Source organism: Micromonospora sp. DT231 (assembly GCF_049847025.1).
Classification (GTDB): Bacteria; Actinomycetota; Actinomycetes; order Mycobacteriales; family Micromonosporaceae; genus Micromonospora.
Map to the genome: position 1 here is coordinate 252,473 of NZ_JBNCNO010000001.1, position 18,379 is coordinate 270,851.

The following is an 18,379-nucleotide window of genomic DNA, read 5'->3' on the forward strand; positions in this document are numbered from 1 at the left end:
GGCGTCCCCGCTCAGCCGCGATTCGCGACGGCACGCTTGCCGCCCACGAAGGCGGTGACCGCGTCGATGGTCCGGAAGTTCGCGAAGTCCAGGTCCTCGGGCTCGACCTCGATGCCGAAGGTGTTCTCCACGAAGGCGATGAGCTGCAGCGCGAACAGGGACGTGACGGTGCCGCGGGCGAAGATGTCCTCGTCCGGCTCCGGGGCGTCGCCGACCACCTCAGCCAGGAACGCCCGAATCGTGGCGGCCACGTCGGTCGGGGGGGCAGCGGTAGCCGGGATGCTGTCGCTCATGCCCAGAAGTATCGACACGGACATTTACCACAGTCCATGGGATACTTCGGCGACTGCGTTCGGTGTAGCCGATTGGGCAGCTACCGCCCGTGATCGCCTGTGTGCACCATGAAGCCATGGGTTACGCGCCGGCCGGGGGTCTCGACGTCTACTACGAGGAGCACGGCGAGGGCGACCCGCTCCTGCTGCTGCACGGCGCGCTCGCCACCATCGAGACGTCGTTCGCCACCCTGCTGCCCGCGCTGGCGAAGAGCCGCCGGGTGCTCGCGGTGGAACAGCAGGGGCACGGCCACACCCGTGCCGCGGACCGCCCGCTGACGCTGGAGTCGATGGCCGACGACACCGCGGCCGTCCTCGACCACCTGGGAACGGGGCCGCTCGACGTAGTCGGCTACGACCTCGGCGCCGGCGTCGCGCTGCACCTCGCGGCGCGGCGGCCCGACCTGGTCCGCAAGCTGGTCTTCGTGGGCCACGCCTTCGACCGCGACGGTTTCCACCCGGGTGTGCTCGACGGCGTCGCCCAACTCACGCCGGCCATGCTGGCGGGGTCACCGTTCGAGCGCGCGTACGCCGCCGTCGCCCCCGACCCGTCGGGGTTCGCGGCGCTTGTCGAGCGCACCACGGCGCTGGAGACCGGCATGACCGACCTGACCACCGACGAGGTCCGCGCCCTGGCCGCGCCCACGCTCGTGGTGATCGGCGACGCCGACCTGGTGACGCCCGAGCACGCGGTACGGATGTTCCGGCTGCGCGGCGGCGGCGTACCCGGTGACCTGGTCGGCCTGCCGCCGTCGCAGCTAGCGGTGCTGCCCGGCACCTCGCACGCCGCGCTGCTGGCGTGCCCCGACCTGCTGCTGGGGCTGGTGCTGCCGTTCCTCCAGGCGCCCTGAGGGTCGGTCAGCCCAGCCCGCCGGCGGCGTGGATGTTCTGCCCGGTCACCCAGCGGGCGTCCGGACCACAGAGGAACGCGACCACGTCGGCCACGTCGGCCGGCTGACCGAGGCGACCCAGCGGGGTGACCCGCGCGGCGATCTCCACGCTCTGCGCGCTGTTCGTCGCGTGCAACAGGTCGGTGTCGGTCGCGCCCGGGGACACGGTGTTGACCGTGATGCCCCGCGCCGCCAGCTCCCGGGAGGCCACCGCGGACAGTTGCTCCACCGCGCCCTTGCTGGCCGCGTACGCGGCGATGCCCGGCCCCGGCATGACCGTGTTGATCGTGGACAGGTTGACGATGCGACCGCCGTCGCGCATGTGCCGGGCGGCGTGCCGCAGCGCCAGGAACACCGCGCGGGCGTTGACCGCCATCAGCCGGTCGTACTCGTCCTCGGACAGGTGGACCAGGGGCGCCGGCGTGTGCCGGGCCGCGGCGTTGTTGACCAGCAGGTCCAAGCCGGCCAGGTGGGTCTGGGCCTGCGCGAGGAGGGTGGTCACACCGTCCGGGTCGGCGAGGTCGGCCTGTACGCCGTGGGCGACGCCGCCAGCGGCCGCGACCGACGTCTCCACCTCGGCGGCGGCCTCGGCGTCGCTGCGCCAACCGAACACGACTGTCGCGCCGTCGCGGGCCAGCCGCTGCACGACCGCGCGCCCGATGCCCCGCGAGCCGCCGGTGACCACGGCTGCCTTGCCCTCCAGAACCCGCGTTTCCTCGGCCATGGACCGACGATAGGGCCGTCGGCGGCCGAGGGGCAGGCCCCCTCTGGCCATGCCTGATCGGTCAGGCCACCGCTCGGGAACGGCGATCGACGAGCGTTACGCCCACATCCTCGCGGACCTCAGCGGCCCGAACCTGCCGGATGCGCAGGCCATCGCCTACGCGAACACCGGCGCGCAGCGCATCATCGACCGGGCCATGACCCTCGAGGCCAGCGACTAAGGCCGTGACCAACAGCGCGCGTCCGCGGCGGACGCCAACGCCGCCGGGGCCAACCCGCCGCCCGAGCGGCCCGACTACCGAGCGGCTCGCAACGCCGCGGCGACCTGGACGAGATCCAGATCGACGGCGACCTGCTCACCGTCCCACGTGCCGCGCTCGCTGATCGCCAGGCCGATGAAGGCCAGCTCAGCGGCATCCTCACGCAGTGCGTAGTCGTCGCGGCTCTCCTCGCCACCATCATGCGGTTCTTCGCGGTTCCAGGCATCGACCGCCAGCTCCGCCAGAGATCGAGGAAGCCGCACGCTGATCCGACCAACCTGACGATCCAGATCAGTACCGATCGCCGCCAGCACGGTCCGGTCCCCCTGATAACGCACGTACTGCTCACGATCGCCCACGAGCCGAGGCTACTGGGCCGTCTCGGGCGGGGGCCGCGAACTCCTGCCCGCGTTTCGCGGGGTCGCCGGATCGGCACCGACCGGGCATGATCCTCTACGCGCCGGACCCGGCGGATCCCTCACCCCGCGCGACGACACATGCGATGCCCAGGTCACCTGGCCCAGCGACGTCTCGGCCGCGCCGCTCAGGAGAACACGTTGCACTGCACGACATGCGGAGCCGAACTCGAACACCCCGGCCAGGGTCACACGTGCCGGTCCTCCACACCTCCGCCGGCGGTCCGGACCGCGGGTTGGAACGTCGCGACCTGGTTCACGGTCGGGTTCGCCATCCTCTTCGTCGTGGCCGCCATCGCTGCGGCCGTCTTCAGCAGCATCGCGAGCGACCGGGCCCGGCCGCTGCCCCCGTCGGATCTCGGGGCGGCGATCGGTTTCGTCCTGGCCAACCTGATCCTGGCCGCCGCCGTCATCGGCCTTGCTGTCAGTGCGTTGATCTGGGGCCGTGGCACCCGCCAGCTCGCCGAGGCGCACGGCTCCTCGGGCCGCTTCTACAGCCGCCACTGGGGCACGCGCGTCTTCCCCGCCTGCGTCGTGGCCAGCGCCGCCATCGCCTGGCTGGCCGCCGATCGGACCGCCCCGGCAGTCCTGTTCGGCCAGGCGGCCCTGCGCACCCTTGGAGCCGCCGCGCTGATCGGGGGCATGTTGCACAGCCGGGCGCGGGTCCTGCGGCTGATCGCCCACGCCAACCGAGTCGGCGTCGGACACTACTCGCCGGTTGCTGGGCAAGACCCGGCGTGGCCGCTGTCGCCCACTCCGACGAGCGAAGACTGGAACGCCGGCCAATGGGACCCCGAGGTGCAGCGCGACATCGAGGCTCGCCGTCGCCGCAACAACACCTGATTCGCTTCCGGGATATGTGAGAACGGTTGTCGGCTGACGGACCGAACTGTCCGACGCCAGCGGACGGGCCCCAACGTCTACAGTGGCCGGAGTTTGCCATGCTCTACTACTTGAGGACGGTGAGTTTTCTCGGGGCGGGGGATCATGAGCGATTTGCGGCACCGGAGGGTTTACACACGTTGGTTCGCCCTGCTTGTCGGGCTGGTCACCGGCGCGGTCGTCGGCTTCGCGGTCTACTGGGGGAGCCAACTGACCGGTGCGGCGCTCTTCATGTTGTGCGGCACCGTGGCGGGTGGGGTGGCCGCTCTGGTGTTCTACGCGTACTCCCGGACGATGTATCTCACCGAGCTGACCGTGTCGATCCCGAACTTCACCGATCTGACCTTCGCGGTTACTCCGTCCAACGAGGGAGTGGCGTGGCGGCTGTTCGTCGAGTCCGTCACTCGCGTCTCCACGCAGCCGCTGACCGAGGGCACCGGCGTTGTCCGTGAGACGCTCAACTCGCTCTACTCCCTGTTCCAGTCGGTGCGCCAGACCCTGGTGGAGGCGGGACCGACGGCCGGCGTCGGCGGCACGCAGACCGTCGAGCACCTGGCCATCGGCATGCTCAACGCCCAGATGCGGCCGTTCCTGGCCAAGTGGCACCCACAGTTGCTGCAGTGGGAGAGGGTGAACCCCGACGTGCCCGAGTCGCAGTGGCCGGGCAACGCGCAGTGCCGCGCCGAGCTGGAGGCCATGCGCCTGGGCCTGCTCGACTACGTGCGGGGCCTCGGGCAGTTGGCCGGGGTGCGCAACATAGACGTGATGCTGGGTCGTTCCGCGGATCAGTGACATCCGGCCGAGCCGGTGTGCGGATTCCGCGCGGGCCCGCCGTTTGCCTTACATATCCGCTGTCGACGATCCGTCAGTCGAGGACGGTGCGCGGCATCCGGATCACCGCATAGCCTGGGCAGCACTCTTGACGTTCTTGCACAGAACCGGCAGGGGGTTGCCATGGTTACGTGGTTCCGGTGCGTGCACGTCCGGGGCGGGGAGCGGGGTCGGTCGTGAGCGCACCCGTCGGATTCGACATCTTCGTCAGCTACGCCACGGCCGACATCACGCTCGTGATGCCCTGGGTCGAGCGGCTGAGGGGTGACGGGTTCTCGGTCTGGTTCGACCAGGACCAGATGCGCGCCGGGCGCAGCATCATGACGCAGTTGAGTATCGGGCTCGACGACTCGGTGCAGACGATTGTCTTTCTCACCGACACCTACCTGCGCCGCGAATACACGCAGTTCGAGATGGTGTCGAGCAGCAACGACGATCCGGCTAGCCTGCGAGGGCGCACCATCCCGATCAAACTCATGCCGCTCACCGTGGAGCTGCCGCGCTTCATCCGCAACGTGACCATCTGCGACTTCACCGATCCGATGACGGTGGACAAGGCGTACGAACAGGTCAAGCGGAGCATCCGGGACGCGCCGCCCCGGCCGCGGCGCCACGTCGACGAGGAGAGCGTCCTGGCGGCGTGCGAGGCGCCGTTCGAGCATCTGTCCGAGCCGGACGTCGCGCTCTTCCTGCTGCTGAAGGCGGCCGGGAATCTGGCCTGGTTCCTCCATCGCCGGGAGATCGGCGAACCCGGGAGCGGCACACCGCTGGAAACCATCTTCCACGAGCTTCTCGTCTCCGGGAAGCTCCCCGCCGAGGTCGCGCAGTCGCTGACCTACATCCGGACGTTCGGCACCATGGTGGTCGGCGAGCAGATCGACCGGGCGACCTTCACCCGGGAATCGATCGATCCCGCCCTGGCGGCGCTCGACGGCCTTGCCGACTGGGCGTTCCCGGACCGCCCGCGCCGGGGCGGCCCGCAGCGGATCCTGGCCGCACTGCCGCGGCTCGGCGACCCCGGCGAGGTACGGCTCCCGGGCACCAGCCTGCTGCTGCGCGAGCCCGAGCTGGCCCGCACGGCGCTGGGCCCGCTCTTCGCCGGGCGGGACACGGCGGTCGGCGAGGAGATCTCGATCGTCCTGGCGGAGATTCCGGCCCAGGGGGAGGTCCGGTTCGCCGAGCTGATCGGCCGGTACGCGAGCGTCGCCGGTTCCGAGGCGATAGTGCCCCGCGACACCGGGACCCTGCGCGTCGGTGACGGCCCGGACTGCGTATATCTGGTGTTCCCGCCGGTCCGCGACATCTCGGCGGCGGAGCTCGCGGCCCGGCACGGAGGGCGGTTGCCGGCCGGCCCGGCGTACGAGATAGGTCTTGGCGTGGCCCGCGTGCTGGCGCGTCTGCACGGAGCGCGACCACCGCTGGCCCACGGCGCCCTATCGCCGTCCGACGTGCTGCTGAGCCGGTACGGCTCGGTGCGGCTGCGCGTCCCGGGCCGGGACCCCGACTCGCCGGAGGCCGACCTGCGGGCGGTGCCGGCGCTGCTGCGCACCCTGCTCGCCGGCGCGCCGGAGGCGGGCGACGAGGCGCTGCCGGCCGGCGCCGCGGAGACGCTGCGACGGCTGGCCGGGTGCCGCAGCGTGGCCAGCCTGCGCGGTCTCCTGGAGGAGGAACACGGCCGGCTGCCAGACGAGCCGGACCTCGGCTCGCTGCTGGGGGAGCTGGCACCGCCGGCCGCACCGGCCGCGTCCGGGCCGGAGCTGATCGAGTCCTATCCGGTGGTTGCCCGGCAGGCCTGGCCGCTCGGCGCCGGGCGGGTGCTGGTCTGGGAGGCCGACACCGAGACGCTCGCCGTCTATCACGGACCCCGGGCGCACTGGCGTGACGACGGCCCGGTCCCCGTGCGGCTCGCGGTCACCGGTCGGGACGCCCAGGTGGCCGTCGGCGGCTGGGACGGGACGGTCCGCTACTTCGCCGGCGGCGAGCTGGTCGCCGCGGCCCGCCTGGACGGCACGGTCGGCGACGTGCGGTTCACGTCCGGTGGTGTGGTGGCCGGTTCCTGGAAGAAGGCGCTCGTGCACCTGAGCGCGGGCGGCCAGCGGCGCGCCCTGCTTGACGTGGCCGCCGGGGTGCACCGGATCGCGGTGGCGGAGCAGAGCGACCGGTTCGCGGTGGCGGACCTCTCCGGGCGACTGGCCATCTACCACGGCGAGACGCGGGTGCGGGACTGGCAGCGATTCGGTTCGATCGCCGACATCGCGTACGCCGGCTCCCGACTGGTGCTGCTCACCGAGGACGGGCTGACCGGGATGGGCGTCGACCACCGGACCGACGCGGTCGAGCCGAAACCGGGCGCCCTGCGGCTGCTGGCGGGCGCCGCCCCCGGGACCTGCCTGCTGCTGGTCGCGGCCGACCCGAACCGGCTCCTGGCGGCGCGGCTCGAAGCCTGGTCGATCGACCAGGGCGACAGGCACATCCTGCACACCACCTTCCCGGCCGGCTACCGGATCGGCTCGGCCTGCGACGTGCCGGGCCGGTACACGGTGGACCTGCCGGATGGCGGCTGCGCCTACTGGCGCGACGGCGCCGAGCGGCAGGTCTGGCCGGACGCGCTCGCCGCCACACTGACCAGGGACGGGCGGCTGCTCGCGGTGTGCCTGCCCGGCCGGGTCGAGCTGTACGCGGAGCACGAATGACGGCCTCCGCCACGCTGCGCGCCGCCCTGGACCGGCTGCGGACGATGGGTGACAGCCCCCGGGTGGTGATCGCGCGGGCCGAGGCCGAGTTCCGGCTCGGGGTGCACCCGGAGACGAACGCCGGCGAGGGGATCGAGCTGCTGCGCTCGGCGGTGCGGCACGACCCGTTCCTGGCCAAGGGATTCCTGCACCTGGGCCTGCGGCTGCACCGGGCCGGGCGCTTTCGTGCCGCGGTGCCCGAATACCTCGCGGCCCTCGAACTGGCCCCGGCCAGCCGCCGCGTCCACCTGCTGCTCGCCGAGGCGCTGCTGGAACTGGGCAAGGCCGAGCAGCAGGCGGGCGACGAGCTGATCGCGGCGCTGGCCGCGCGCGAGCCGGAGCGGCTCAAGGCCGCCGTGGCGGAGATCGGGGGCGTACTCACCGGCGGAGAGCCGGACGCGGAGGCGGAAGCCGCCGGGGAGAACGAGAAGGAGAAGAAAAAGCCCCGCAGACGCGCCAAGCCACCCACCGACCTGACCGGGGTGTGGCAGGTCTGGCTGTTGGCCCAGCTGAGCCGCGCCGCGAAACGGGCCCAGCCGGTCGCGTGTCTGAAGGCCGGGGCCACCCGGATCGGCGTGGACGGCCCGGCCGACGTGGCACTCGGCTGCCTGATGCTGTTGCTCTCCGGCGACCCTCCCGCCGAGGTGCGCAAGGAGATCGCTGCCGCCGGGGTGGACCCCGAGGCGGGGAACGACCCGGCGCTGCGGGCGCTCGCGGCGGCACTGGAACTGGCCGAGGCCGGCGACCCGGTGCTGTTCGTCCGGGGCGCGTCGGAGCACCTGCTCGCCGGGGTGCTGCCGGTCGCGGTGGTGTGCGCGCTGCACTACCAGCGGTTCGGGCCGTCCGCCGCGGTCACGGTGACCGACGCTCTGCGGCTGCTCGACGTCTACCCGTCGGCGGTGCGGGATGACCACTGGTTCCAGGAGCTGCGCATCGCCGTGCTCGACGGGTACGCCACGCGGGCCTGGACCGACGGCGCGCTGGGCCAGGCCAGGCTGCTGTGGCGGGAGACGGTCGGGCTGGACCCGTACCGGGTGCCGGTGGCGGTCAACCTGGCCCTGGTCGCGGCCCGGATGAAGGCCGCCGAGGAGTACGGGCCGGCCTGGGAGCGCCTCTTCGAGCTGACCTATCTGCTCGCCGGCGGGGTGGGCGACGTGCAGCTGCTGCTGGACGAGCGACGTGACCTGCACCTGGCGTTGACCCGGCAGAGCTGGCAGCGCCACTGCGGGTCCGCGCCGCCGAGCGGTACGCCCACCGAGGACGACCTCGACGCGTGGGTGGCGGACGGGGACGCGCTCGCCGTCTGGCTGCGGCACTGGGACAGCTACTACCTCAACGCCCGGCTCTCCTTCCGCTCCCCGGTCCACCTGCTCGGCACGGCGCGCGACGTGGACACCGACGAGCTTGCCGAGGCTCGCGACGCTCTGGTCGCGCTGGCCGACACGGCGGTCGTCGGGCGTGACTGGGCCGGCGGCAAGGCCTTCCGCGAGCTGGTCGCGGGGCTCGCCGAGGACGCGTACGCCCAGTCGGCCGATCCGGTGGACCGGGCGCGGGACCGGTACTACGAGACCGAGAAGCCCCGGGCCGACCGGCTCGCCGAGGAGCTGCTGCAGCGGACCCTGGTGCTGATCTCGCTGCTCCGGGCGCTGGGCCGGGTGCCGGTCGCGGCGGCGCGGGAGGGTCAGGCGGCGGCGGTGATCCGGCACCAGCGCAGCCTTCCGCGGCGGATTCTGCAGTCGATCTTCGTCAACCGGGGCCTGGTGCAGGACGACATCGAGTTGGCCGCGTACGTCGAGCAGCGGGTGCTCGAACTGGCCGGAATCTGGTCCCGCGCCGAGCCGTCCACCGAGGCCGACCGAAACCGGCAGGTCGCCCGCCTCGGGGAGATCGTCGAGGCGCTGCCGGACCGGTTGGCCCTGCGGGCCGCGCACTGCGACGCGCTCCTACAGGCGAAGCGGCCGGGGGAGTGCTACCGCGCCGCGGTGGCGGCGCTGCAACAGCCGTCGACGGACCCGCCCGCCGACGTCGAGCACTACCGGACGGTACTGACCGCGCTGATCGACCGGATCGGGTACGAGGACATCCCGGAAGAGGCGCTGCGCCCCGGCGACATGGCCTCCGCCGAGCTGGCCGTGCAGCGGATCAGCCAGTCGCTGGAACGATATCCGGCCAGCGGAGCGCCGTATGTGTTGCTGGCCTCGCTGCTGCTCCAGATGGGCGGCGAGCAACGGCAGCGCAGGGCGGCGCGGGTGCTCGTCGACGGCATCCTCGGGGCACCGGCCGAGGAGACGCTGCCCCAGATGTGGCGGATGCTCGACGACATTCCGCGGCCGATGGTCACCGGCGTGGCGACGTCCGCCTGCGCCCGGATACGCGGAAAAGTGCTGGACCGGCTGTCGGCCGGGGGCGGGCCCGAGTTGCTGGACGAGGCGACGAGATGTCGCGAACTGGCCCGGCGGTTCGGGCTCGACGGCGAGCTGGCCGCGTTCGACGAACTCCTGGCCCAGCTCGGCCGGCGGCGGGACGGAGGGGAGTGACAGATGTTCATGATCGACCTTGACGGCTCGTCGCCGTACACGCTGCTCGGGGTGGCGCCGACGGCGACCATCGCGGAGATCCGCACGGCCCGCGACGAGCTGATCAACCGACTGCGCACCGAGGCCCGCGGGGAGAGCGACCCGGCCCGCAAGGAGGAGCTGGAGGAGAAGCAGCGTCGCATCAACGCCGCCGCCGACCCCCTGGTCCGGCCGGCCCGTCGGGAGGAGTTCGACCGCGAGCACCCGGAACTGCGCACACTTACCGTCCGCTCGGCGGCCGCGCCGTTCTTCACCGACCCGGCACACCGCACCGACGTGCTCTACCGGGTGCTCTTCGCGCACCTCACCGCCCGGGGGGCGCGGCTGCGCCCGTCGTCCGACCTGTACCGCACCGGCTTCACCACGGACGAGACGCCCAACGACCTGCTCGACGAACTGCTCGACGACCCGACCGCCCAGCGGAGGCCATGATGCGACGACAGAGCCGATCCGTCGAACCGGCACCGGCGACCACGGACCTGACCGAGCGCCTGGACCAGATCCACAGCCTGCTGGAAGAGGTGGCCGAGGACAACACGGCCCTGGTCGCCCGGCTGGACCAGGCCGGTCAGAAGCAGGCCGGCCAGGCCGGGGACGCGCTGCGCGAGATCGCGGCGCTCCGCTCCGACCTGAGCGGGCAGCTGGCGTTCCGCGCGTTGCGCGACCTGGCCACCGAGCTGATCGGGCCGCTCAGCGCGATCGACGCCATGCTGCAGCGGGCCGACTTCTCCGACCCGGTGGCCACCGAGGGGCACGTCCGCAGCCTGTCGCTGACGCTCTCCGGCGTGCTGTCGCGCCTCGGCGCCGAGAGGGTGCCGATCGACGTGGGCGCCGAGCTTTTCGACCCGAGCCGGCACCGCTGCGTCAGCACGGTGAAGCCGGCCGAGTCGTCCTTCCCCGACGCGCCGCCGCGCACCGTCGTCCGCATCGTGCAGGACGGCTACCTGCTGCACGGGCGGCCACTCACCCCGGCGACCGTCGAGATCCAAGCCGGCGACGAATAGGAGAACCATGCCATTCCACAAGGTGATCGGCATCGACCTCGGGACCACCTACTCGGCCGTGTCCATCTGGGACGGCAAGGACGTGCGGATCATCGAGACCGCGTTCGGTCTCAGCACCGTTCCGTCGGTGGTCGGGCTGGACGCCGACCGCGCGGTGATCGTCGGCACGCCGGCCCAGAACAACCTGGTCAGCGATCCCACAAACACGGTCATCGAGGTCAAGCGGGAGATGGGCACGTACGAGGTGGAGCCGGCCAACCCCGGCGACCCCGGCGTGCCCCGGCGGATCAGGTTCCGCGGCCGTGAGTACCTGCCGCAGGAGATCTCCGCCTTCATCCTGATGGAGCTCAAGCGGCAGGCCGAGAACATCGTGGGCGAGCCGATCCACGATGCGGTCATCACCGTGCCGGCGTACTTCAAGGATCCGCAGCGCGGGGCCACCGAGGACGCCGCCCAGATGGCCCGGCTGAACGTCCGCATGCTGCTCAACGAGCCCACCGCCGCGGCCGTCTGCTTCGGCGCCGACAAGATCGACGACGACCAGGCCCACACGTACGCCGTGTACGACCTCGGTGGCGGCACCTTCGACGTCTCCATCGTGCAGGTCAGTCCGGGCAACGTCAGCGTGGTCGGCACCGGCGGTGACGCCCGGCTCGGCGGCGGCGACTTCGACGACCGGATCACCGGGTACGTGCTGCAGCAGATCCAGAAGCAGCACGGCGTCGACCTCACCGGCGACCCGGCGGTCTGGCAGCGGGTCAAGCGGGAAGCCGAGATGCGGAAGCGGGAGCTCTCCGTCGCCAACACGGCCACGCTGAACCTGCCGTTCCTCACCCCGACGCTGAGCGTCAACATCCCGTTGAGCCGGGCCGTCTTCGAGAGCCTGATCAGCGACCTGCTGCAGCGGTCGCTCGAGTGCCTGGACGAGGCGATCGAGTCGGCGCACCAGAGCAACGGGATCGAACGCGACGAGATCGAGCAGGTGTTGCTCGTCGGCGGCTCCACCAAGATCGCCTGTATCCGGAACCTGCTCGCCGACCACCTGGGGCTGGAGCCGAAGGACATCCGCGCGGACATCAAGCCGGACGAGGTGGTGGCGCGGGGCGCCGGGATGGTGGCCCGCGAGTACACGCCGTCCGAGTCGTACGGCGGCGAGGAGATCGCGATCGACCTGAGCGAGGACCGCCCGGCGGCCAGCGAGGGCGCTCTGGTGTTGCAGGACGTCACCAGCCACACGCTCGGCATCCTGGCCAACCGGGCGGACATGGTGCCGATCCTGGAGAAGGACAGCCGGATACCGGGCGAGGTCACCAAGGACAACTTCACGAACGGCGCCGGGGCCAAGGAGATCGACGTCCTGATCTTCCAGGGTGAGCACCCGGTGGCCTTCGAGAACGACCTCATCGGCACGCTGCCGATCGTCCTGCCCGAGGCCAAGGAGCAGGGCTACTACCAGTTCGCCGTGACCTTCTCGCTGGACGTGCACGGGCTGCTCAAGGTCGCGGTGCGGGGCCTGCCGGACAACCAGGTGTGGCAGACCGAGCTGCAGTGCAACGTACGCGCCTCCAGGGAGCAGATCGAGGAGAGCAGCAAGCATCTCTCCGCGGTGATTGCCGGCGCCGCGACCGAGGAGCCGCCGCCCACGACCACCACCCTGCCCAAGCCGCGCACCAACCTGCCCAGGCCGCCGGACAGTGGCCTGCCCAAGCCGCCGGGCAGCCGGCCGCCGGCGAGCGCCGAGCCCCTCCCACCGCCGCCCGCCGAGACTCCGGACGAGTTCAAGTCCACCGCCCGCCGCGTCTACAAGCTCGTCCCGCAGCTCGACCCGCTCGGCCGGGAGCAGCTCACCGAGAAGTACCGCGCCTTCGTCGCCGCCGTGCAGTCCGGCTCGCCCGACGTGGAGGATCTCGGCGACGAGCTCTACGACCTGTACCGGGAGCTGAGGGGGTAACCCAGGTGGAAGCCCCGAACGGTATCCGGCTCGGCGAGCCGCTCGGCGTCACCGACCGCGGGTCGCTGTGGCGCGCGCACCGCGAACCGGAGCAGCCCCGGATCATCCGGTTCGTCGGCCAGCGGTTCAGCGACCGCCAGTTCCGGGACGCGCTTGCCGTGCTGCGGCAGCGCGAGCACCCGCGGATGGCGCCGATCGCGGGGCACGGCTTCTCCGGCTCCCACTACTACGTGGAGTACGAGGCCGGCGCGGAGTGCCGGACGCTGGAGGAGGGCATGTCGGCCGCGCCGCACTGGCGCGACCGGCTGCTCCTGCTGCGCCAGGTCTGCGACGTGCTCCCGCAGTGGCTGGCCGGCCCGGTCCGGCCGCTCGGCCTGAACCTGCGCAACATCGTGCTGCGGCGCACCGCCGGTCGGTGGTATCCGTGGCTGCTGCCTTGCCCTCCGGTCAGCCTCCCCTCACCCCGCGACCTGCTCGGCGTCGACCGGCACGTGTTGGCCGCGATCGCACCGGAGGCCGTCCGTGGCATCCACGCCGATCCGCGGGCCCAGGACTGGTACGCCCTCGGCACCCTGGCCGCGCAGGCCGCCGGCTGTGCTCCGGGCGAGCCGGCCGGCGACGACGCGGTCACCGACCAGGCACGCAACGCGCTGCTGCACCCCGCCGCCGGGACCAGCGAGATCCCCGCCTTCCTGGAAGCGTCCGCCGAGGTGCGCTCGCTCTTCGAGGTGGTCCGGCACTACCGCTTCGCCGACCCGGCCGTACGCCCCGCCGAGGTGAGTGGCCTGCAGGCGGCGATCGACGCGGTCACCGACGTGCTCGCCCTCGCCGAGGCGCGCCGCAGCGCCAACCCCGACCATGCCGTCGAGATGCTCTCCTGGCTACGGCGCGACGAGGGCGGCCGGTACCTGCGGGGCGCGCTGCTCGCCGCCGAGGTCAGCGCCGAGCTGGGCGACGTACGGCGGGTGCGGGACCTGGTCGGCGAGGTCCTCGATGTCCTGCCCGGACACCTGCCCGACGCCCGGCGGGCCCGGCGGCTGCGGGCCGACGCGCTCTGGCAGCTGGCCGAGCAGGCGGATCCGCCACCCGGCCCGGACGACCCGGCGAGTCGGGAACTCCTCGCCGACCTCGACGCGCTCAAGAGCGACCGGGACGCCGGGACCGACCCGTACCTGCGGGCCGCCCGGCTGTACCGGCGATGGCACCAGCCGAGCCGGGCCGCCGACGAGCTGTACGCGGCCGCCGAGGCCGACCCCAGCGATCTGGAGGTGCTCCGGCTCTACCGGGAGTGCTGGCTCGAGCTGGGCGAGCAGGCGAACGCCACCGAGGTGTCGAAGATCGGGCACCACCGCGCCGACCGGATGCGGGCCGTGGGAATGCTGACCGAGACGGAGGCGCAATGGTGGCACGAGGCATTCGACCGGCCGCTGTCCTGATCGCCGCGCTGATCGCCCTGATCGCGATCGGGTCGCCGGCCGCGGCCGAACCCACCCCGGGCGGCCCGGTCACGGTGACCGTTCCGGAGGGGCAGAAACTGGCGCCGGGCGAGTACCCGGCGACCGTGCGCAGCGGCGACAAGGACATCAACGTCACGATCGTCGTGCCACCCGAGGCCGCCGGCCAGACGGAGGGCCAGACCGGCGCCACGACCACCGGGCCGGCCGCCGGCGGCGGCGCGGCCGAGGAGACGGAGAACTCCGGGGGGATCGGGCAAACCCTCCTGCTCGGCGTGGTGCTGCTCCTGGTGGCCGTCGGCGGCGCGATGCTCTACCTGCGGGTGCTGGCCCCGCGCCGGTACCTGCGGCCCTACCTCCAGGCGCTCGCCCAGATCCAGGCCAAACGGTACGACCTGGCCCTGCCCGCGCTGACCCGGCTCGAGGCGACCCTGCCCGAGCAGGCCCGCGCCGAGGCCCGGTTCTTCATCGCCTTCGCCATGTACCGCCTCGACGACCGGCGGGCCGCCGAGCACCGCCTCGCCGAGCTGCACCGGGAGGACCCGGCCAACGTCGAGGCGGCGTACCTTCTCGCCCAGCTGCGGGCCGACCGCCGTGACTTCGACGGGGCCGAGGCCGTGCTCGACCGGCTCGACCCGGCCGTCCGCGAAGCCCCGGGTAACGTGCGCAAGCTCTACGGCGTGGTCACCGCGCAGCGGGCGTTCGCGGCGTTCCGGGACGGCCGCGTCGACGCCGCGGCCGAGCTGTTCGAGAAGGTCGAGCGGCTCGACGACTTCGCCGAACACGTCCCGGTCGACCTGCGCAACCGCAACATACTGGTCGGCACCAAGGCCCTCTTCGAGAAAGATGTGCCGGCCGCGCGCGAGCAGTTCGAGTCGCTGCTGCGGGCCGCCGGCCGGATCGACGGTGCCCAGCGCGGACCGCTGCTGGCCTCGGCCGAGCTGGGCCTGGCGCTCAGCACCTGGCTGGCCGACGGCACACACTCGGCAGCCGAGACCGAGCGACATCTGGTGGCCGCGCTGGCCCTGCTGAATCCGGCCGAGGCGCTGACCGCCACGTGGCCGCCGCAGTCCGCCGACCCGGGCCTGACCGCCCGGATCGAGGAGATGATGATCCGGGCGAACCGGCCGGCCGAGGAGATCGAGGCCGAACGTACCCTGCGCGACATCCACTTCCTGCGCGGGATGGCGGTGCTGCGCGCCTGGGCCGAGGCCGACCCGCGCTACGCCCAGTCCGCCGCCCGCGACTACATCGACCGGGCCCTGCAGCGGTTCGCCCGCGCCCGGGAGCTGGACCCCGAGTTCAGCGACGTCTACGTGGTGGTCGGCCTGCTGCGCTACTACCTGGCCGAGAGCGAGACCGACTCCCGGGCCGCCGTGGCCGTGCTGCGCGAGGCGCAGAAGCTGGGCACCCGCGATCCCGAGGTGCTCCAGATCCTCAACCACGACGAACGGGCCCGCCGGGCCAACCGCGACGCGGCCGAGACGTACCTGCAGATCCTCGACCGGTACGTGCAGGACTCGACGGTTCGCGAGCAGGTACGCGAGGCGCTGCTGGCCCGGATGTCCCGGTACGGCAAGGTGCGCGACTGGGACACCCGGCCCGCGCTGATCGGCAAGCGGGTGTCGACCCCCACCGTGGCCGAGATGCACGCCCGGTCCGAGCTGCTGATGGCCCGGATCAACGACCTCGTGCAGCACCAGGGTGGCACCGCCGACCTCAGCGGCGCTCGGCAACTGACCGTGAGCATCGAGCAGCGCAGCCGGGAGATCGCCGAGTACGCCCGGGCCATCGAGGACCAGGAGGCCGAGCTGCTCGCGCTGCTCGGCGACAAGCTGCTGAGCGAAGTGGAGACGTGACCATGACGGCACTGTGGCGGCGCCGGCAGCGACTGACCCCAGCCGACTGCCTGCGTACCCTGCCTGACCCGACGTTCGACATCGCCGCGCTGACGCCCGGCGACGAGCTGCGCGGCGCGGAGCTGCGCCGGTCCGTGCTCCTGATCGCCCAACTCGACCACGTCAGCGAGACGGCGCAGGTCCGCGGGGTTGTGGTGAATGTCCGCGGCGCGGTTCCGCCGGTGGGGGACTGACATGGGTGGCCTGCACTACGAGCCGAACGGCGACGAGGCCTTCGACCGGCTGCGCCGGCAGGCCGAGAGCCTGAGCCGCGACCTGGGTGTCGACATCGGCCGGACGCGGACGTTCGCCACCGCGTCGCCCGACGACGTGGCGATGACCGGCGGCCTGGTGACCGTGGACGACCCCGCGGTGCTCGCCGAGCAGATGCGCGCGGTGCGGGCCCGCGAGTCGGATCTCAAGGTCCAGCGGCTGCTGGAGCGTGCCGAGCGCGCTGCCGGCCAGGACGACTATGACACCGCCCTGGACCTGGTGGACGAGGCGCTGGAGTTGACCCGCAGCAGCCTTTCGGCCTGGCTGCTGCGAGGCCGCTGCCAGATCGCGCGTGGCGAGTTCGCCGAGGCCGCCAAGACGATCTCGGTGGCCCGGCAGCAGGCCAAGGATCCGCAGGGCATCCGGCTCGCGGCCGCGCTGGCGGCCGAGTGTGACCGGGCCGAACTGAGCGCGTTCGCCGCCGAGCTCAACCACCTCATCGACCAGGGCCTGCTGGACAAGGCGGAACAGCGGATCCGGGACCGGCTGCGTGACCGACCGGACCACCCGACCCTGCGGCAGAACCTGTGCGTGGTCCTCCTGCTCGCGGGCAAGCTCGGCGAGGCCCGGGCGACGGCCGAGGCCGGCCGCTTCGAGAAGCTGTTGCGGGTCATCGCCCAGCGTGAGAGCGAGCCGCAGATCGAGGCCGCGCGCCACGCGCTGCGCCGTGGGAACACCCGTGCGGCCCTGGACCTCCTGGAGACGTGTGCGGGCGCGATCGGTGACAGCGAGCACTTCCTGGCGATCCGTTCGTATGCCCAGGAACGGGCGGCCGCCCGTGGGTTCCGCCTGATCGGGCGCGCACGACGGAGGGCGGACGCGGAGCCGATCGACGACGACACCCTGCAGTGGCTCATCGAGTGGCTGGTCCAGGACGAGTTGACAGTCGGCATGGAAGCCCTGGAGAACGAGGACTACCAGGGCGCACAGCCGTACTTCGAAGCGGCCGAAGCGATCGACGACCGCTGCAACCTGGTCGCCTTCCTGCACGCGGTGGCGCTGTTCCGCAGCCTGTTCGACCAGTTCGAGGGGCAGCGGACGCCGACTCTCGACGAGGCGCACGACGTGCTGGTGGAGGCCGAGCGTCTGGCCGCGCAGGCCACCGGGGACCCCAAGGTGGGCGCGCCCAGCCGCGACCTGGCCGGGACGATCCGGGCCAGCCTGGACACTGTCCGGGAGGTGCAGAAGCAGGTGGCGCGCGCCGAGGCCGTCGCCGCCTGCGTGGCCACGTTCAACTCGCTGGTGCAGCGCTACGAAAGGTCCCCGATCCGAACGATCGAGCAGCTCAACAGCGCCCGATACAGCTTTCGCGCGCTCGCCCGGGACGTGGACCGGCTGAGCCGCGAGGGTTCGTCCGAGGCACGGGAGGTGACCGCCCTGCACGAGCTGACCCAGGCGATTGCCCGGATCCAACAGCAGCTCAACCAGCACTGAGCGCGGCGGTGCCCGTTGGCCCCGCAGGTGAACGCTGCTGGAAAGGCGGCGTGCCATGGCTGGCCGGCGGTGTGAGATCGGTGATGACCCACCGTTCCCAGTCGGCGCGCCAGATGGTCTTGGCCACCAGCAGGGTCTGCTCCATCGCCCTGCGGTATGTCGTGCAGCTGGGCGTTGCCGGTTCTTTCGGGCACGCCAGCTGTGCCAGAAGGACCGGGAGTAGCACGGGTCCGTGCGTGTAGGGCGCGGTGCCGTTGCATCCCAGATAGGCGGCTGGCGCATCGACTCGTCTGCCGACGGCGGCGATGAAGTCTTCTGTGCCGCTTTCACAGCAGTCGAAGACGATCCCTGCTGCCTTGATCGTTGTGCCCTGGGGGTCGGGCAGATGGTCCAGGTACAGCGACTCGTCACCACCGCCCAGGTAGGGGCTTCCCTCCTCCACGCCAGCATGGCCGCCGTACACAAGGAGATCCGACTCGGTCGAGAGGAGATCGCGAAGGTGCTCGGGACCGGTGGCGAGTTCGACGCGCGCCTCGACTCTGCCCGGGTGGTCGTGGCGCATGGTCTCGACCAGCCCGTGCAGGCTGTTCAGGTAGCGGACGGCGGCCCGGTCGGAGGCGTATCCAACGAAGAGATAGGTGTACGGCTTATTCACACCGCTCAGTATGTCCGGCACGGAGGCGGGCTCACCCCTGGTTGGGCCGGGTTGTTGTTCACCCGACC

At 72.1% G+C, this 18,379-nt stretch carries 17 protein-coding genes; 13 read left to right on the top strand and 4 right to left on the bottom strand.

The window, feature by feature from the left end:
- Positions 1-11 precede the first annotated feature (11 nt).
- A complete protein-coding gene (locus tag ACPXBU_RS01115; RefSeq protein WP_425755697.1) occupies positions 12-293 on the bottom strand; it encodes an acyl carrier protein in 282 nt (93 codons plus the stop codon).
- A 116-nt stretch (positions 294-409) separates the two neighbouring features.
- Between ACPXBU_RS01115 and ACPXBU_RS01120 the strand changes: the two genes are divergently transcribed.
- A complete protein-coding gene (locus tag ACPXBU_RS01120; protein WP_425755699.1) occupies positions 410-1,183 on the top strand; it encodes an alpha/beta fold hydrolase in 774 nt (257 codons plus the stop codon).
- Between the two features lie 7 nt (positions 1,184-1,190).
- Here the strand turns inward: ACPXBU_RS01120 and ACPXBU_RS01125 are convergent, their stop codons facing one another.
- On the bottom strand, positions 1,191-1,946 hold the full coding sequence (locus ACPXBU_RS01125; protein WP_425755701.1) for an SDR family oxidoreductase: 756 nt from the start codon (positions 1,944-1,946) through the stop codon (positions 1,191-1,193).
- A 49-nt stretch (positions 1,947-1,995) separates the two neighbouring features.
- On the opposite strand from ACPXBU_RS01125, the gene ACPXBU_RS01130 reads away from it, so the two are divergent.
- Positions 1,996-2,166 carry a hypothetical protein gene (locus ACPXBU_RS01130; protein ID WP_425755703.1) on the top strand — a complete coding sequence of 57 codons (171 nt, stop codon included), beginning with the start codon at positions 1,996-1,998 and terminating at the stop codon, positions 2,164-2,166.
- A gap of 74 nt (positions 2,167-2,240) precedes the next feature.
- On the opposite strand, the gene ACPXBU_RS01135 is transcribed toward ACPXBU_RS01130, so the two are convergent.
- Positions 2,241-2,564, bottom strand: coding sequence for a hypothetical protein (locus ACPXBU_RS01135; RefSeq protein ID WP_425755705.1), 324 nt, complete (start codon positions 2,562-2,564; stop codon positions 2,241-2,243).
- A gap of 342 nt (positions 2,565-2,906) precedes the next feature.
- Here ACPXBU_RS01135 and ACPXBU_RS01140 point away from each other — a divergent pair, with 342 nt between their 5' ends.
- The 11 genes from ACPXBU_RS01140 (at position 2,907) to ACPXBU_RS01190 (ending at position 17,656) form a co-directional block, all read left to right on the top strand.
- On the top strand, positions 2,907-3,464 hold the full coding sequence (locus tag ACPXBU_RS01140; RefSeq protein ID WP_425755707.1) for a hypothetical protein: 558 nt from the start codon (positions 2,907-2,909) through the stop codon (positions 3,462-3,464).
- Positions 3,465-3,608: 144 nt separating this feature from the next.
- Positions 3,609-4,295 (top strand): hypothetical protein, encoded by a 687-nt coding sequence (locus ACPXBU_RS01145; protein ID WP_425755709.1) that lies wholly within the window; start codon positions 3,609-3,611, stop codon positions 4,293-4,295.
- Positions 4,296-4,510: 215 nt separating this feature from the next.
- Entirely contained in the window at positions 4,511-7,027 is a 2,517-nt protein-coding gene (locus ACPXBU_RS01150; protein ID WP_425755711.1) for a TIR domain-containing protein, read from the top strand.
- Positions 7,024-9,603 (top strand): hypothetical protein, encoded by a 2,580-nt coding sequence (locus ACPXBU_RS01155; RefSeq protein ID WP_425755713.1) that lies wholly within the window; start codon positions 7,024-7,026, stop codon positions 9,601-9,603. The genes ACPXBU_RS01150 and ACPXBU_RS01155 overlap by 4 nt, the downstream gene beginning before the upstream one ends.
- Positions 9,604-9,606: 3 nt before the next feature.
- Entirely contained in the window at positions 9,607-10,074 is a 468-nt protein-coding gene (locus tag ACPXBU_RS01160; protein WP_425755715.1) for a hypothetical protein, read from the top strand.
- The gene (gene grpE / locus ACPXBU_RS01165; protein WP_425755717.1) at positions 10,074-10,646 is read left to right on the top strand and encodes a nucleotide exchange factor GrpE; all 573 of its coding nucleotides are present in this window, start codon (positions 10,074-10,076) and stop codon (positions 10,644-10,646) included. The genes ACPXBU_RS01160 and grpE overlap by 1 nt, the downstream gene beginning before the upstream one ends.
- A gap of 7 nt (positions 10,647-10,653) precedes the next feature.
- Complete coding sequence (locus ACPXBU_RS01170) at positions 10,654-12,597, top strand: Hsp70 family protein (RefSeq protein WP_425755719.1); 1,944 nt, start codon at positions 10,654-10,656, stop codon at positions 12,595-12,597.
- A gap of 5 nt (positions 12,598-12,602) precedes the next feature.
- Positions 12,603-14,033 (top strand): hypothetical protein, encoded by a 1,431-nt coding sequence (locus ACPXBU_RS01175; RefSeq protein ID WP_425755721.1) that lies wholly within the window; start codon positions 12,603-12,605, stop codon positions 14,031-14,033.
- The gene (locus tag ACPXBU_RS01180; protein WP_425755723.1) at positions 13,997-15,910 is read left to right on the top strand and encodes a tetratricopeptide repeat protein; all 1,914 of its coding nucleotides are present in this window, start codon (positions 13,997-13,999) and stop codon (positions 15,908-15,910) included. Before ACPXBU_RS01175 ends, ACPXBU_RS01180 begins: the two co-directional genes overlap by 37 nt.
- Positions 15,907-16,143, top strand: coding sequence for a hypothetical protein (locus tag ACPXBU_RS01185; protein WP_393368309.1), 237 nt, complete (start codon positions 15,907-15,909; stop codon positions 16,141-16,143). The genes ACPXBU_RS01180 and ACPXBU_RS01185 overlap by 4 nt, the downstream gene beginning before the upstream one ends.
- Position 16,144: 1 nt before the next feature.
- Entirely contained in the window at positions 16,145-17,656 is a 1,512-nt protein-coding gene (locus ACPXBU_RS01190) for a tetratricopeptide repeat protein (RefSeq protein ID WP_425755725.1), read from the top strand.
- Here the strand turns inward: ACPXBU_RS01190 and ACPXBU_RS01195 are convergent.
- A complete protein-coding gene (locus tag ACPXBU_RS01195; RefSeq protein ID WP_425755727.1) occupies positions 17,643-18,311 on the bottom strand; it encodes a hypothetical protein in 669 nt (222 codons plus the stop codon). The genes ACPXBU_RS01190 and ACPXBU_RS01195 overlap by 14 nt on opposite strands.
- Positions 18,312-18,379: the final 68 nt, after the last annotated feature.

Coding starts and splice junctions, on each gene's coding strand:
- grpE (WP_425755717.1), top strand. CDS start 10,074: ATGCGACGACAGAGCCGATCCGTCGAACCGGCACCGGCGACCACGGAC.
- ACPXBU_RS01115 (WP_425755697.1), bottom strand. CDS start 293: ATGAGCGACAGCATCCCGGCTACCGCTGCCCCCCCGACCGACGTGGCC.
- ACPXBU_RS01145 (WP_425755709.1), top strand. CDS start 3,609: ATGAGCGATTTGCGGCACCGGAGGGTTTACACACGTTGGTTCGCCCTG.
- ACPXBU_RS01155 (WP_425755713.1), top strand. CDS start 7,024: ATGACGGCCTCCGCCACGCTGCGCGCCGCCCTGGACCGGCTGCGGACG.
- ACPXBU_RS01120 (WP_425755699.1), top strand. CDS start 410: ATGGGTTACGCGCCGGCCGGGGGTCTCGACGTCTACTACGAGGAGCAC.
- ACPXBU_RS01190 (WP_425755725.1), top strand. CDS start 16,145: ATGGGTGGCCTGCACTACGAGCCGAACGGCGACGAGGCCTTCGACCGG.
- ACPXBU_RS01125 (WP_425755701.1), bottom strand. CDS start 1,946: ATGGCCGAGGAAACGCGGGTTCTGGAGGGCAAGGCAGCCGTGGTCACC.
- ACPXBU_RS01160 (WP_425755715.1), top strand. CDS start 9,607: ATGTTCATGATCGACCTTGACGGCTCGTCGCCGTACACGCTGCTCGGG.
- ACPXBU_RS01170 (WP_425755719.1), top strand. CDS start 10,654: ATGCCATTCCACAAGGTGATCGGCATCGACCTCGGGACCACCTACTCG.
- ACPXBU_RS01180 (WP_425755723.1), top strand. CDS start 13,997: ATGGTGGCACGAGGCATTCGACCGGCCGCTGTCCTGATCGCCGCGCTG.
- ACPXBU_RS01130 (WP_425755703.1), top strand. CDS start 1,996: ATGCCTGATCGGTCAGGCCACCGCTCGGGAACGGCGATCGACGAGCGT.